13 protein-coding genes are annotated in these 16587 nt (G+C 30.0%); 2 read left to right on the top strand and 11 right to left on the bottom strand.

Annotated features, from left to right (window positions below; translation table 11 throughout):
• Positions 1–38 precede the first annotated feature (38 nt).
• The 3 genes from QMG30_RS09625 to QMG30_RS09615 form a co-directional block, all read right to left on the bottom strand.
• A complete protein-coding gene (locus QMG30_RS09625) occupies positions 39–1283 on the bottom strand; it encodes a DUF1015 domain-containing protein (RefSeq protein WP_281814916.1) in 1245 nt (414 codons plus the stop codon).
• A 31-nt stretch (positions 1284–1314) separates the two neighbouring features.
• On the bottom strand, positions 1315–2217 hold the full coding sequence (locus tag QMG30_RS09620) for a D-2-hydroxyacid dehydrogenase (RefSeq protein WP_281814914.1): 903 nt from the start codon (positions 2215–2217) through the stop codon (positions 1315–1317).
• Positions 2218–2290: 73 nt separating this feature from the next.
• Positions 2291–3364 carry a pyridoxal-phosphate-dependent aminotransferase family protein gene (locus QMG30_RS09615; RefSeq protein ID WP_281814913.1) on the bottom strand — a complete coding sequence of 358 codons (1074 nt, stop codon included), beginning with the start codon at positions 3362–3364 and terminating at the stop codon, positions 2291–2293.
• Positions 3365–3842: 478 nt separating this feature from the next.
• Between QMG30_RS09615 and QMG30_RS09610 the strand changes: the two genes are divergently transcribed.
• On the top strand, positions 3843–5357 hold the full coding sequence (locus QMG30_RS09610; RefSeq protein ID WP_281814912.1) for a hypothetical protein: 1515 nt from the start codon (positions 3843–3845) through the stop codon (positions 5355–5357).
• 126 nt (positions 5358–5483) lie between these two features.
• On the opposite strand, the gene QMG30_RS09605 is transcribed toward QMG30_RS09610, so the two are convergent.
• Positions 5484–6626, bottom strand: a complete 1143-nt coding sequence (locus tag QMG30_RS09605; protein ID WP_281814911.1) for a uroporphyrinogen decarboxylase family protein — start codon at positions 6624–6626, stop codon at positions 5484–5486.
• A 200-nt stretch (positions 6627–6826) separates the two neighbouring features.
• On the opposite strand from QMG30_RS09605, the gene QMG30_RS09600 reads away from it, so the two are divergent.
• Positions 6827–7672 (top strand): AraC family transcriptional regulator, encoded by an 846-nt coding sequence (locus tag QMG30_RS09600; RefSeq protein WP_281814910.1) that lies wholly within the window; start codon positions 6827–6829, stop codon positions 7670–7672.
• Between the two features lie 140 nt (positions 7673–7812).
• On the opposite strand, the gene QMG30_RS09595 is transcribed toward QMG30_RS09600, so the two are convergent.
• The 7 genes from QMG30_RS09595 to QMG30_RS09565 form a co-directional block, all read right to left on the bottom strand.
• Complete coding sequence (locus QMG30_RS09595) at positions 7813–10929, bottom strand: alpha-mannosidase (protein ID WP_281814908.1); 3117 nt, start codon at positions 10927–10929, stop codon at positions 7813–7815.
• 242 nt (positions 10930–11171) lie between these two features.
• Positions 11172–12533: an MATE family efflux transporter gene (locus QMG30_RS09590; RefSeq protein ID WP_281814907.1), complete on the bottom strand. Its 1362-nt coding sequence runs from the start codon at positions 12531–12533 to the stop codon at positions 11172–11174.
• A gap of 142 nt (positions 12534–12675) precedes the next feature.
• Complete coding sequence (locus QMG30_RS09585) at positions 12676–13425, bottom strand: SDR family NAD(P)-dependent oxidoreductase (RefSeq protein ID WP_281814905.1); 750 nt, start codon at positions 13423–13425, stop codon at positions 12676–12678.
• A gap of 23 nt (positions 13426–13448) precedes the next feature.
• Positions 13449–13790 (bottom strand): cupin domain-containing protein, encoded by a 342-nt coding sequence (locus QMG30_RS09580; protein WP_281814904.1) that lies wholly within the window; start codon positions 13788–13790, stop codon positions 13449–13451.
• A 2-nt stretch (positions 13791–13792) separates the two neighbouring features.
• On the bottom strand, positions 13793–15685 hold the full coding sequence (locus tag QMG30_RS09575; protein ID WP_281814902.1) for a heparinase II/III domain-containing protein: 1893 nt from the start codon (positions 15683–15685) through the stop codon (positions 13793–13795).
• A gap of 10 nt (positions 15686–15695) precedes the next feature.
• Positions 15696–16166 (bottom strand): hypothetical protein, encoded by a 471-nt coding sequence (locus QMG30_RS09570; protein ID WP_281814900.1) that lies wholly within the window; start codon positions 16164–16166, stop codon positions 15696–15698.
• Positions 16167–16176: 10 nt separating this feature from the next.
• Complete coding sequence (locus QMG30_RS09565; RefSeq protein WP_281814899.1) at positions 16177–16578, bottom strand: hypothetical protein; 402 nt, start codon at positions 16576–16578, stop codon at positions 16177–16179.
• Between the last annotated feature and the right edge of the window lie 9 nt (positions 16579–16587).

The raw sequence follows: 16587 nt of genomic DNA, 5'->3' as shown, positions 1-16587 counted from the left end.
TTTAATCACTGCTACAAAATATTTGTGTTTATACTGTTTTAGCTTAATCTGTGGATAAATAATCCACTTCTTAATTTAGGTTCGAACCAAGTTGATTTTGGAGGCATCACTTCACCTGTATCAGCAACTTCCATTAAATCGTCTATAGTTGTTGGATACATTGAAAAAGCAACTTTCATACCTTCATCAACTCGTTTCTCTAGTTCTTCCAGACCCCTTATACCACCAATAAAATCTATTCTCTTATCAGTTCTAGGATCTTCTATATTAAGAATAGGACCTAATAAATTATCTTGGAGAATAGCTACATCAAGTCTTTCAACTATATTCTCCTTATTAGTTATACTATCCTTAGCAGTAAGCTTATACCATTTACCATCTAAGTACATTCCAAAAGTATGCTTTTTATCTGGTCTGTAACTTCCTTGTGAATATTCTTCTACTATAAATTTATTACTGATTTTATTAATAAATTCCTCTACTGTATAACCATTCAAATCTTTTACTACTCTGTTATAATCCATAATGAATAAATCTTCATCAGGGAAAATAACAGATAGAAAGTAATTAAACTCCTCTTCACCTGTATAATCTGAATTTTCTTCTCTTCTTTTCAAACCCACTTTAACAGATGAAGCTGAACGATGATGTCCATCAGCTATATACAAATAATCAATGTTTTTGAATATATTGTTGATATTATCTACTATGGAATCTCCATTGATTGCCCATACAATATGTGTAATGTCATCTTCACTTGTAAAATTGTAAATAGGCTTATTAAACTTAATATAATCATTAATTATTGTATTTAGTTCATTATTTTTTCTATATGTCAAGAATATAGGTGCTGTATTGGCATTACAATAATCGAAATTGTTAATTCTATCTACTTCTTTAGCTGGTCTAGTAAATTCATGTTTCTTTATGACATTATTCATGTAATCATCAATAGATGTACATCCGACAATCCCTGTTTGAACCCTACCGAACATTATCTGTCTATAAATATAATAGCAAGGCTTATCTTCTGTAACTAAAATCTTATCATCAATCATTTTATCAAGATTCTTCCTTGCTGTTTTATAAACAATAGGATTATATTGATCCATATCATCTTCTACATCTATTTCTGCTCTTACAACATGTAAAAAAGAGTATTCATTACCATTAGCCATATTTTTTGCTTCTTCTCTATTCATAACATCATAAGGTAGAGAAGCAACTTTTTCCACTAAATCTTTACTGGGCCTAATTCCCTTAAAAGGTCTTACGACAGCCATATGTTAACCTCCTATCAAAACATTGTACATACTAAAAATATTCTTTTATCTTATCAATTATTTCTAAACCTATTCTAGCTTGAGCCTCTTTAGTTGATGCTCCAATATGAGGTGTTAAGGAAACTTTTTCATGGGTCAATAATTTTTTATTTTTGGTAGGTTCTTCTTCATATACATCAATGGCTGCACCAGCTACCTTGCCTGAATTAAGAGCATTAATTAAAGCAGCCTCATCAACTACGCCACCTCTAGCACAGTTTATAACGAAAACTCCATCTTTCATCATATTGAATTCTTTTTCACTAAGAACTGGTCCAATCTCTTTAATAAATGGAATATGTAATGAAATGAAATCAGCAGTTTTCAACACTTCTTCTTTGCTTACACAACTATATTCATCGTATCCATCCTTAGCTATAATATCTGTATAAATGACTTTCATACCTAGAACACTAGCTTTTTTTGCCACTTCCACAGCAATTCTACCAAATCCTATGAGTCCTAGTGTCTTACCAGCTAATTCAGTACCTTTATAAGCTTTTTTGTACCACATGCCTTCTCTCATTGTTACATTGGATATATATAGAAATCTAGCCAATGAAAACATATGAGCGATTGTAAGTTCTGCAACTGAAGCACTGCTGGCTTTTGGAGTATTTTCAACTGCAATACCTTTTTCTCTTGCATACGATACATCAATATTGTCAAGTCCTACTCCAGCTCTAATGATTAACTTTAGATTACTTCCACACACTGCATCAATTATTTCTTTTCTGATTTTAGTAGCGGATCTAATAATAACTGCATCAAAATCACCTAATTGTTCTTTTAACTCTTCTACTTCCAAATGTTCCTTAACTAGTTCATGCCCCATATTAGTTAACTCTTTTGCAGCATTTTTATCCATACCATCAGCAACTAATATTTTTGCCATAATATAACCTCCAATAATCTTACTTTTAAAACCTATTAAACATAAAAATTATTTATTATTATTTACTTATTCTTTAATTCAGATTAAGTATATCTTCTATATTCTCAAGAAGTTCTTTTACCTCAGGCAATGTAGCATCTGCCATATGAGCTATTCTAAATGTTTTTTCTTTCAACTTGCCATATCCATTAGAAATCATGAATCCTCTTTCACCAAGAGCTTTATTTAATTCTGCTACACTGATTCCTCTTGTATTCTTAATATTTGTTAATGTATTTGACGCATATTTTTCATCAGGTAATAACTCAAAATATTCATTTGCCCAATTTCTAACATATTTAGCCATCTCAATATGTCTTGCAAATCTATTATCAAGACCTTCTTCTAGAATTTTATCTAGTTGATAATCAAGTGCAAACATATGTGACAATGATGGTGTTGATGGATATTGATGATCTTTTTTCTTAATAGTATCATATAGTTTAACTAGGTCTAGATAGAATCCTCTGTTTTCTACTTGTCTCGCGGCATTGATAGCTTTTTCTGAAATTGAACAAACAGCAAGTCCTGGAGGTAATCCAAGAGCCTTTTGAGTGGAAGTTATACATATGTCAATTCCACATTTATCAACTTCAATTTTAGCACCACCAGCTGAACTAACAGCATCTACGCAAAAAACAACATCAGGATATTTCTTGACAACTTCGCCAATTTCATCAACAGGATTCATAACACCTGTTGATGTTTCATTATGAGTAACTGTAACAACATCATATTTGCCTGTTGCCAATACTTCATCTACAGATTCTTTTGTGGTATGAGTACCCCACTCGACTTCAAACAAGTCAGCTGGTACATTATTACCAACAGCCATATCATACCATCTCTTACCGAATGCACCTACTGCAAACATAGCAGCTCTTTTTTTAGTACAGGAACGTACTGCAGCTTCCATTAATCCACTGCCGGATGTAGTAGATAGTATAATTTGATTCTTAGTATAAAATAGTTTCATGAGTTTTTCACTAATGTCTCTTTGAAGCTTAGACGCTTCTTTAGTTCTGTGCCCAATCATAGGTGTAGACATAACCTTAAGCACATCATCTTTAACCTCAACAGGTCCTGGAATAAATAATTTCTTATGCATATTAAGCCTCCTTACTTTAAATAAAAACTATTAATCATTTATCATCCATGAGCTTAATAACTCGAGAAAGATAAATAATACATAGAGAAATAATATATTGCTGTTTTTTTACAGTTTCGTTATCTCTCCAAATTAAGAATATCATAAATGAGCCATACTACAACTAAATTGAAATTATATCTCTTATAATTAAGAATTAATTTTCTTTCTTTTTACAATATTAAGTTATAGACACTATTAATTTAAATTATTAGTGTCAAACAAAAATAATCATATTACAATTAATAGCATCTACTCATACAAACATAATTTTATAACCTTATTTAATATATTTACAGAAAATCTTTGTCTATCTAATTATTTTATCTCTGAAAATCAAATAAACCCTAAGTTATTTTTATTTCAAGCATTAATTATTGAAGGATAGAATAATATATTAATAAATAAGTTATTACAACTTTATAAAGGAGAAATGTTTATGCCATACTTACTATCGAAAAATAATACTTCGAACTTGCTTATAGACAAAACTGGAGAAAGTATATACTATAGACGTTATCCAATAAAATATAATCAAAGAGCAGTTGTTATCGCTAAAAGCACTAATAATGAATATGCAGCATCTTTAGATGAATATAGTAATATACATATAATTTATAAGAACTCAACTAACAGTTTAGTTCATTTATATGAGAGAAACAATAAGTTTGAAGTTACTAATTTATTGGATGATTATGAGAATAGTTATCAAATAAGTAATATCAAATATCTATATCATCAAAAAAATTACATTTTCTATTGTGCTTATAATCCTTATGAACGAACAAGCGACTTAATATTCCACTCATTCAAGGACACTGAAAAAACTGAACCGCAATCTCTTTTCTCAGTACCTACTCTTTCATCTCCATATGAATGTATACTTGATAATAAAATCATATATCTCTTGTGTCAAGTACTTAATGAGAAAGGGAATTATGAACTGAATCTATATAAATACAACATTACATCTCAAGAATGGGAAGAATTTGAAACTATAGTCAATTCAGTAAGTCCATTCATGGATTATAGTCTATGCCTATGCGAAAATAAGATATGCGTTACATATGTAGAAAGAGACACAAACAATACTATATATTTTACTTCTAAGGATGATACTTGGAATGAACCAGTCAAAGTTTATTCTACAAAAGAATCCATATCTCCTGTAATCTTCATATACAATAATATACTATGGATCAACTTCAAAGAAAACAATAAACTAAAATACTCACTCTCATGTAATAGCGGAGCTACATTCATAGAACCTAAATTATGCTCTGCGCAAAATCCAGAAGCCAGACATTTCTATTTTTATGGATACAATAAAGGTAATCTTTCAGGCAACAAATTTTTTGGTTATATATACCAATATCCTATTTTAGCTGTATTGAGTCAAGTTGATACAGACAATATATTACTAAGTAGCCAAACCAACTTGGAAATCAAATCAATCATAGGTAATTTTACTTCAAATGAAATGTATAATATAACAACATTGAAAAAAGAACTTGAGGAACAAAAACAAGTTCAGCAAAATATCACTAAACAATACGACAATTTAGCTAAAATGGCTAAAGAATTACAAAACCAAGCAAAAATGTGGAAATTAAAAACCTCCCAAGCAGAGCAGGAAATCAAAAAATTAAAGAAAAAGTTGAGAAAAGCATATATAACTCCACCTAATAAGGAAATACAAGAAAATGAAATCATAAAACATAGCAAAAAATCTGATACTGACACTTTATTTGAGAAAAAAATAGATATAGAAATTCCAGACAATGATATTCCCAATATAGTCGAGCAAATAGCAGAAAGCAAAGACATTAACTCAAATAATAAGAAATTAGATGACCCAGAACTGATTGAACATATTATTACCCATTTAGAAAAAAAAGAAGAATATGGAAAATATGGCACTGAAGAAATAGATTTAAATGAAACCATAGATTAAAATAAGAACAACCTCCTTGCAAAAATTTAGAATATAAATATTTTGCTTAGGAGGTTTTTGAAATTTATAGAATCATCAATTAAGTAATTAGAGTACCTCTATGATAACATTCATTTACACCAACAACTATAATTTATATGTAGATGCATTATAGTCATCCACTATTTTACCAACAGTTCTTATCCTTTCAATATCACCTGTAGATGATATCTCATCTGAAATTCCAAGAATCAACTTATCTTTGAACAGACTGATTATTTTTTCTGTTTGTTCAATCAATTCTTGTTCTGGATAAATCTCATCAAATAATATAGCAGATATGCCATCAATTAAATAGATATCGTCACCTAGAGCTTCTTTAACTTCTTCTAATGTAACATCTCCTTGGGGTTTTGGAGTAATCGCTTCTATCCCATCTAACCCACATGTTCTAGCAAACTGAAGTAACGCCTTTGTATCACCATCCCAATGAGAACAAACAAATTTTCCACCTTTATGAAGATGATCACATCTTTTTAGATAAGCAGGTTGAACATATTTTTCAAAATAGTATGGTGGTAATGTTCCACAATGTAAATTGTCTCCAAAATTTATGATATTGATAGGCGAATTATTAATACATTTAATCATCCTGGTATGATTTTCATCCAATGCTTGGAAATATCTTTTGATTTCTTCTTCAAAGTCCATTAATCCATATATGGCTTTTTCAACTCCCATTATATCAATATATAAATGTTGTACATTGACTCTAGGCATAAATATTGTAGGAGCACCTAGATCTCCCCATTCTTCTTTAGTCTTCTGATAATAATTTTCATTCCAACCCCAATCACTATTTTCAGCGATATATGTAAAAACCTTAATATCCTCTTTTGTTTCTGCCCACCATTTTTTGATAATTTCATGAGGACTAGATGAGGTTTTTTCTGTAACCGATGACACTTTTCCCACTGGAGTTTCAATCACATGTTCAGTTTTAATTTCACTTAATTTATTATCATATCTCTTAATTCTAGGGCCATCAATCATATGAAAACTATCATTATATTCATATATTCTCGCTGAACACCCAAGTTCTCTGTATATCTCTGCTTTTGTTTTGCCTTCATAAGGTACAGGCAATTTTATACCTTCAAATTTTTTATCTGTCAACCAACACTGAATTCTAGGTTGCCAGATAATTTGACCGTTAGCTCTTCCAAATGCTACATCCTCATGTAAATTTGCCAGATTTTGATTCTTGTGATCTGTAATTCTACCCTTCATAATTTCCTCCTGTAGATAATTTAATTATTCAACTCTATTTTTAGAACATAACTTGATATTTTTCTAAATAACCTAAATACTGCTATAATATTGTTTAGGTACTATTATTTTAACCTAAATGGATTATTTTTTCTCATTACATATTGACAATCATTATGGTATATTGATATTATTAAATAAAATTTTTCGAGGTGTTCTATATGCATAACCAATTATTATTAAAAGATTTCTTAAAAAATAATGAAAGATTTTATGTGGGCAAATCATTATTTCATTCAAATATAAAAAGTAATTTTCACTCCCATGATTTTTATGAGCTATTCTTTGTTGAAAAAGGGACATTCATTCATTATATCAATAATGAGAAATATTATTTACCTGTTCAATCAATACAATTTATTTATCCTGAAGATAGACACTGTTTTTCAGCAAAAAAAGATAAAGAAACCACAATAACCAATCTGGCATTCTATTTCTCAGATCTAGATGATAAGTGCAAATTATTTTTCAATAAAATAAGGCAGGATAATTATAATCAGGAGATACCTAGTGTCTATGCCTTAGATTACCAATGGAGTTCTATTTTCAGTAAACTTAATAATTTAAAACAAATGCCTGTGGAAGTACAAGAATATTATTTTCAAAGTATTATTTATGATTATATATTTATATATAATATAAATATATCAAATAATCAAAATAATGAAATCATACCTAGATGGCTCCATCATGCGAAAGAAGAAATAAAAGAACAGGATAATCTAGTAATAGGATTAAAAAAATTTATTGAGCTTTCTGGGAAATCCCAAGAACATCTTACCAGACAGATGAAAAAATATTATCATAAAACTCCTGCTCAGTGGATAAATCAATTAAGACTAGAAAAAATGGAAACATTACTTTTAACCTCTAAAATGGATATACTAGATATAATATATGATGTTGGTTTTCATAATGTTTCTTACTGCTATTCTTTATTTAAAAAGAAAAATTCATTATCACCCAAAGACTTTAGAGAACGAAACAGACGGATTTTTGATGCTTGATGTCTTATTGAATTCATATGAATGTGTTTGCAGTCTTATTAATATGTAATAAGAGATTTCGTACAAGTATCCTAAATCTAAAATACTCCCTGTCAAGTTGACAGGGAGTACCTCATTTTAACTGGCTTTTTCAATTTTTATTAATTCAGTTGTAATTTAAATGTTTTAATCTCAAATGGTTTTATTTCAAATTGGAATTCTCCATTTGAAGTTTCTATATTATTATATTCTTTTATTTCTTCTAAATCACATTCTGTAACTTTCTTGATATCTCTAAAGAATTTAATATTCACATTGCTTCTTCTGTTGTAGCATTCATGTACACGAATAACGATCTCTTCGTCGTATTCTCCCATTTTAACTACTTCTGCAATGACATTTTCTTTATCCATCTTCATGAAAGATAATTCATTAGGCATAGAACCTTCACTAGCATCAGCTATACATGTATGAACTGGTACGTTGATTTCATAAGCTTGTTGAACAGTACCACCATTCTTCCAGTTACCCACATGTGGATATAATGAATATTTGAAGTTATGGATTTCCCTGTCTGCATCTTCATTAGGTGAAGTAGGAGATTTCAATAGAGTCAATCTCATATTGCCATCTTTTATGTCATGACCATATTTACAATCATTAAGTAAACTTATTCCATAATCATCTTCTGATAAATCAGCCCATTTATGACCACATACTTCAAATTTAGCAGTATCCCAACTAGTATTCCAGTGAGTAGGTCTTTCAACATTACCGAATTGAATATCATAAGTAGCTTTTTCAGTATGAATATCCACTGGGAATGCAGCTTTTACAAGTATATGTTTTTCCTTCCAATCAATAGTAGTATCAAAATCGATTCTTGGAATTTCATTATAGATAGTCATAAGTTGAACAATAGTTGAATCCAAGAATTTCCTCTTGATTTCCAATGTTGCTTTTAATGGAGATTTCTCTACTACATTTACACTTTCCACGTTATTGATTTCCCACATTTTTTCTTGATAATAGATATTGATGTCCCATGCATCCCAGTTATGAGGTTTATCTTCGAATGCTTGAAGAACATTACCTCTTTGGCCTTCTTTCAATACTTGTCTGTTGACTCTCTTATCTATTAATGAAGTTATGTTTGCATTGTCATCCAATCTTATATCAAAGAACTTGTTTTCTAAATGATTAACTTCAACAGTTAAAGGCTCATCATTATTGTTCTCTTCTTTTCTTATTACGAATGTTTTATAACCTTTTGCAGGTATCTCAGCATAAAAAGATACAGTTCCATCTTTATATGTTGTTAGAAGTTTCTCATCATTATCATATACAGATACTTCTTCTTTATAATCAAAATCTATTACCTCTGATCTGTCAAATGATAGTGGGTTAAATACTACAATTGATTTCTCATCTATACCGATATTTTTAACTATAGCATCTACAGAATTATTTTTTATATCTGTTCCCTTAGCGATTATTTCTTCATATTGTTCTTTTGAATCTTCATATACTTTCTTGATTGATGAACCAGGTATAATATCATGGAACTCGTTGAGACAAATGATTTCCCAACCATTATATATATCATCTTTTGGATAAGGTGTTCCTTCTACAAGATTAGCCATAGATGATAACCATTCAATTTCTTCATATAAGAATTCCGATTTTCTGTTATAACGTTTATTTCTAGCCATACTTGTTAATGTACCTCTATGATATTCGAAGTATAATTCTCCAACCCAACTAGGTAATTTTGGATCATCTGATACATTTTTATCAAGGTTCTCAAAGAAATCAGTAGCAGAAGTTAATTTTACAGCAGGACAACCTTTTATTCCTTTTTCAAGACGCTTAGAAATCTCTAGCATATCTTTAGTTGGTCCACCACCACCATCACCGAATCCATAACTGATTAGAACTTCGTCACTTAAATCTTTTTGCTGATATCTTTCCCAAGCACCTTTTACGGATTTCGGATCGATATATCCGTTATAAGTAGTAAAGAATCTTTCTGGTAGATCATCAAAATTAGCTGTTGTAATGAAATGAGTCAATACTTCACTTCCATCAAGTCCTTCCCACATGAAAGTATCATAAGGAAGCTTATTATATTCATTCCAACTTATTTTAGTTGTCATGAAATAATCTACAGAAGATTTCTTCAATATCTGCGGTAAAGCTGCACTATATCCAAATACATCAGGTAACCAGAGAATCTTGTTCTCAACACCGAATTCGTTTCTGAAGAATTGTTTTCCATAAACTATTTGACGAACTAGTGATTCACCAGAACTTAAGTTACAATCAGCTTCAACCCACATTGCACCTTCTGGTTCCCAACGTCCTTCTTTTATACGTTCTTTTATTTGTTCATATACATCTGGTCTGTCTTCTTTTAAGAATTTATATAATTGTGGTTGACTTGACATGAATTTATAATCATCATAATGATTCATCAGTTCCAAAACAGTTGAAAAACTTCTTTGAACTTTTAATCTGGTTTGGTCCAGATCCCATAGCCAAGCAACATCGATATGTGTATGTCCAACACATTTGGCAACTACACTTTTATCTCCACAGAATTCATGATAATACTTGTTTTCAAGGAAATCTAAAGCTTCATTGATATTATTATAGAATTCTTCATTATATGGCTTTCTAAGATCAAGCATATTAACTGCTTTTGTCAAGAACTTGATAGTATCTATTCTATCTTTATTTTCCTTAGGAAGTAATTTAATCACTTCAAGAGGTACATAAATATCATAATACAATTTTTCTACAGTATCATCAAATACACTAACAGTGTTTCTACACTCTGATAGACTATCAAATGTTCCACTATAAGCTTGTAAATCTACAGCTATTTTTTCTCCTAATTTAGAATTATTTGTTAGGACTATTTCAGTATGGTTGATATCAAGTCCCTGAACCAATTTACCGTTAACAAATATAAGGAATTGTGGATTATTAGCATCCCATTCTCCCTCTTTACCTGTTAAGACCTGATATACTAATTTCTTGTCAGCATATTCTTCAGTAACGACAAATTCACTTCTAAACCAAGCATATTTGTCTTTACCACCCCACCTATCATCTTTATTGAATTTTCTAAATGGTTCATCTGACTTATCTACTTCATCAACTTCCTTGAAGAATCCTTCTTTGATTAAAATGTTTTCAATAGTAGTTGATTTTACATATCTCAATTTCTTAATTTCTTCTAATAGTTTACCTATTCTTTCAATTTCAAAAAACATTTCCAAACCTCCTTAATTATTTTTAACAAAAAATAACTATAACACTATAATTATTAGAGAATTTTAATCAAAAAATACATCTAGTACAAAAAACAAATTAACATTTTAGCTAAGAAGTATACCTTTTTTTGCAAAAAAGGTATTCTCTAATAATAATAGCACTTTCATGCTTTTATTATATTAGCAGAATACCTTAAATAAAATAGTTATAATAGACTTTTATTTAATATTTTGAGACATTTTCACTCTCCTGTCAGTCTCAAATCTTTTTTTATCCTCATATAAATTATTATGGAAAGCACAGCTGTTAGTATATTACTTATCAACATGGAATACCAAATACTGTACTCATTCAGATTGGAATAAGTAGACAATAATACAACTACTGGTAGTCTGAATATATATAATCTTATCAAACTAAGTAATAAATTATATTTAGTATGTCCAGTTCCTTGGAATACACCAATTACGACTTGGAATATTCCCCAAGGTATCACTGATATAGAATAAACACTCATAGCATTAACTGTATGACGTAATAGCTCTTCATCACCTTTAGAGAACAGCCCTGCTATGTTATATCTTAATACCAGAATAACGGATATGATTACGATAGATGTTATTATAGCGATGATAAAAGTCTTTGTTACAGCATCTTTAGCACGTTTACTCTGTTTTGCCCCTAGATTTTGACCTATGATTACTGCCACCGCAGTTCCAAAGCCCATGACACTAGAAAAAGCTAATGAATTAATTCTATTAGTTATACCATAAGCAGCTAACACACTCTCTCCATAACCAAGTACATATTTATTAATCATTATAAAACTATAGGATACAGACGATTTTTCAATCATTAAAGGAAATCCTATAATGAATATAGAAGAGATTATCTTCTTGTTGAATCTAAATTTCTTAAGTGACAATCTGAAATTGGTTTCTTTAATGAATAAATCATAAACAGCATATATAGAAACGAACATAGTTGCAATAATTGTAGATACAGCTAGACCAACTAAACCTTTTTTCATCACATTAATGAATATGGCACTACAAATAACTTTAATAATTACAGACATGGTATTAACGATCATAGTTTCCAGCGTAGCACCTCTGGCTCTTTTTATAGCGAAGTATACTGTATTGATGAAAACAAATACAATACTTAATATATTTATCTTGAAATAAAGATTTGCTATACTCACTAATTCATCTGTAGCTGACATCATAATCAGTATCTCTTTAGAAAAGAAGAATCCAACAATGAGTAATATTGAACCTAACATAAGACAAAAATTAATTAACTGAACAGAAATCAATTTAGCCCTATCATAATCTTCTCTTCCTATTTCTCTAGCGATAAGAGTAGTTCCAGCTATGGCAAATCCCATACCTACTCTCAATATAAGATTATTGATTGGAGATACAAAACTTATTGCAGCTACTTCTTTACTTCCGATATTAGCTACAAACAATACATCAATAAAATTATAAACAGATTGTACAAAATTATTTATAACTACAGGAACCGATAATATAAGAATCACTTGCCATAGATTACCTTGAAGAATCATATGTCTACGCTTTACATCATTATCTTTCATACATTTCACCTATATGCCCTTTTAAAAAATATGCCTACATTATGCATATTAAATATCCTTTCGCCTTTAAATTAAACCCAAACTATTCAATCAAGAATAATTTGAGTTTATATAAGGAATGAACTGTTATACCGGATTTATTTTATAGGAAAGCTTGTCCTCCATTGATTTGAATAACTTCTCCTGTCAAGAATGAAGCCTTTTCACTGACTAGGAACTCTATTACTGTAGCAACTTCTTCTGGTTGACCGAATCTCTTAAGTAAAATGTTGTTTTTCCATGAATTGAATAAATCGATATTCTTCTCTTTTGTTGCTTGATGGAAAGGAGTATCAATTGTTCCAGGTGATACTGCATTAACCCTAATTCCTGATTCAGCCAACTCTTTGGCCAATGCTCTTGTAAGTGTTGTAACAGCCGCTTTAGCAGTACCGTATACGCCAGCACCTGGTCCACCTGAATTCCAACCAGCTATAGATGTAAAGTTAACTATTGAAGGCTTATCTCCTTTCTTAAGTAATGGTATAGCTGAACGTGTTACAAAAAATACACTATCTAGATTAAGAGCCATGACTTTTCTGTAGAAGCTTGTTTCCATACCTTCAAAACTGCTTCTTCCTCCTAATCCACCTGCATTATTAACAAGTACATCTATCTTTTCATATTTTTTACTGATAGTCTCGAAATTCTCTATTACTTGTTTTTCGTCAGTTACGTCAAACATGAACAATTCAGTTTCTATACCCATTTCATTTAATTCATTTACAGCATTTTTACCTTGTTCTTCATCAATGCCATTTAAAATTATTTTATAACCATCTTTTCCAAGGGTCTTAGCAGTGGCTAAACCTATTCCACCTGTTCCTCCAGTTATTAATGCATACTTATTCATTGCAAATCCTCCTATTATATTAATTATTGTTTATCTAAAAAATCTTGTCTACATGGAGTAAAGATATCAATTAGCTTACCTTTCTTACGACACACAGCACCATGTTTAATATTGGCTTGTTTGTATGTACTGTCTCCAGGTTTACAGATTCTTTTGTTTCCATCTATATTAAATTCGAATTCACCTTCTATAATATAAGTAATCTGTTCATGTGGATGAGCATGCACTTCCATCTCAGCATTCTCATCAAAATAAACCTCTACTATCATTAAATTATCATTATAAGATAGAATTTTTCTTCTGATACCATTGCCAAAGTCTTTTGTTTTGATTTCACTATTTACGAAATAATTTTTTATATCCATTTTTAGGACCTCCTTATTTTCCAAGTTAGATCATAAGTTATACTACTTTCATGAGCTCTAACTATTAATGATGTTCTTTGTTCAGTTATAGGATTATCAGGAGATTTAGCTATAAAAAGCTCCTTACCATCCAGATTTATTCTGCTTGTTATGATATAACCAGCAAGCTGAAAATCCAGATCAACATAAGTTGCTTCAGTTATTACCTTATTTATATTACTTATATGCTGATAACCATTTTCATGGTATTCTAGACTACTTTTTTGTAATTCAAGTTCTGATAATAGATTTGCTTCAACATGAAAGAAATAATCGTAAGTATTTATCCTATTAGAGCTTACTGTAAATAAATCTCTAAACCCATCTTCTGTAATTTCAACTTTTCTTCTAAAATCAACACCTTCATAGACATTATCTACTTTGGCATCAATCATATTTTTTCTAAACTCTAGGCAAGTACCCCCTTTCAACGAACTATGGTTTTCTCCATTCACTACAACGGTATTATGTGATGCAGTCATTCTGTGCCATTCATTACATAATGGATTGCCATAGCCTGAATTTGATAAATCTCTAGTTAATGTTTGGTCAAAGAAAGTAACTTCAATGTTCATTTTATCTGGATGAGCATGTGAAGGTACATTATGACCATATTTATAGAAAATGTTAATACCGTTATCTTTTATTATTCCAAATTGTGACGCTGAAAAATTAATAGATGATGTATTAACCTCTACAGCTTCATTTGGGTGTAACTCTGGAATCAAAATGAGTCTTTCCAGAGATATTTCATTGTTATAGTAATAAGGTCTTGATAATGGAAATTGACCTCTTATACCATCTTTATTCATTATATTCTTCAATAAGTTACCTATTTCACTATCTACTCCAAATACCTTAGTTGCAACGCTATAGATATAGCTGTATGTCTTAAGGTTAATATTTGGCCAACCATCGTTAGGATTAGGTAGCTTATGATTATCAAAAGCATAGTTATATGCTGAAATGAACATCTTTTTAATAATATTCTTCTCATTACCGAAATCATAATCATATAACTTGCAAAAAAGTAATAGGTTAGTCATTCCCTCAAGAGTAAAGAAGTTATAATGAATGGAGCCCTCATACCAAAATCCATCTTGAGTAACTCCTCTTAATAGTTGTTTTCGTATATTGAATTCACCTTGAAAAGTAAAATCAATCATTTCTTTATCCTGCAAAAATAATCCCATTACACCTATTGCACTATTACACCAACAAGGAATGTTATGAATCTCATTCACTTGAAGTTTCAACAACTTGAAAGCTTCTTGAAACAGATTATCATTAACAGAATTAAGAAAATCACTACTTATTTCATCCTTAACCAACTCAAGAGTATTTACCATTCTTATAATCAATAAGGCCTCATTCAGTGCTTGTGGCATAATCCTTCCACAGCCCCATTCCATATCTTCAAGACTATCAAATATTGTGTTTTCTTTTTTATGTAATTGGAATTCAAGATAATGATCAGAATAAAAACCTATAATCTTCTTAACATATTTAATATACTTATTTTCTTTTGTAAGTCTATATAATAATGCAGATTTCCATGCTGCCAGAACAGCATCATTACGATACATATATACCCAGACACCATTTAACAATTCGTTGTCGTATACTTCTTTACATATTTCGCATTGATGAGCTCTAGGTTTTTTTCTATCATAAATAAGTAATCCGCCATCTATTTCGCAGAAATAATTATGCCCCCATCTTGATATTCTATTAGGATCGTCATAAAACTCGGGACAAAACTCATTAACATCTTCTTCTATCTGTTTTATCATATTCTTATAATTATCATTTAGTTTTATTTCTTCTTTTAATTTTTCTATCTCTAAATATTCCATATAGCCTCCGTTATACACAATGTCTTCTAAACATACTCATAATTTTATTTATACACATAAGAATAATTACATATATTATCCCAAATGTTATGGGTTCACCTGGAAAAGGTACTTGACTAGGTGATAGAGAAAGTACTTTTATCAATAATTGATTGATCAACGAATATACATATACCATAATCAGAACTATAAGCATTGATTTAAATATTTCTTTTAACCTTGTCAATACTTTATTAAACACAGTTGTTTCATTATATCTTTTGTTGGATCTTACATTAAGCATTTTTCTGATTAATGGATTAATTACTGCAATATTAAAAACACCTATTCCCAGTCCTAGAAAAAATATAAAATCTACTGTTCCGACCTGATTTCCAAGACCTGTGCCCCATCCTACAAAAAAATATACTGCTCCAACTGACCACCATCTAATAAGGTATTCTAATCTTTCATCCGTAAAAAATTTTTTTCTAGGTTTCATATGATATCCCTCACTTGCTGTTGAGTTTTCTTTTTGTTATAACGACAGTAATAGTACCTACACCATATATGATTATGCTTGCTATAACATTATATAAAGAAACAACAATGTCATTATAAGTTAGCAATTTACCTTGGCTTACATCATCCAATAATATATGAATATACTTAATACCAACTACTATAGCAATAGCTGAACATATTATAAGTAAAATGGAATTATTACTCTGTTTAACATTTTTCATATTAAAAACAGTAACAAGTCCAAAAATTATAAATAAGAAAAAGTAAAAACCAACATCTGTTGCGAAAACTTTAGTAATGACACTAATATGCATTTGTGATAAAACCAATTGTAATAATGCCATTGTACAAGTGACATAAATTGTAATATTTAACAATTTTTCTTTCATTTAAATGCT

This window comes from Vallitalea longa, from assembly GCF_027923465.1.
GTDB lineage: Bacteria > Bacillota > Clostridia > Lachnospirales > Vallitaleaceae > Vallitalea > Vallitalea longa.
Note: the sequence above shows the minus strand (reverse complement) of the source record. Positions and strands in the feature narration are given on the sequence as shown.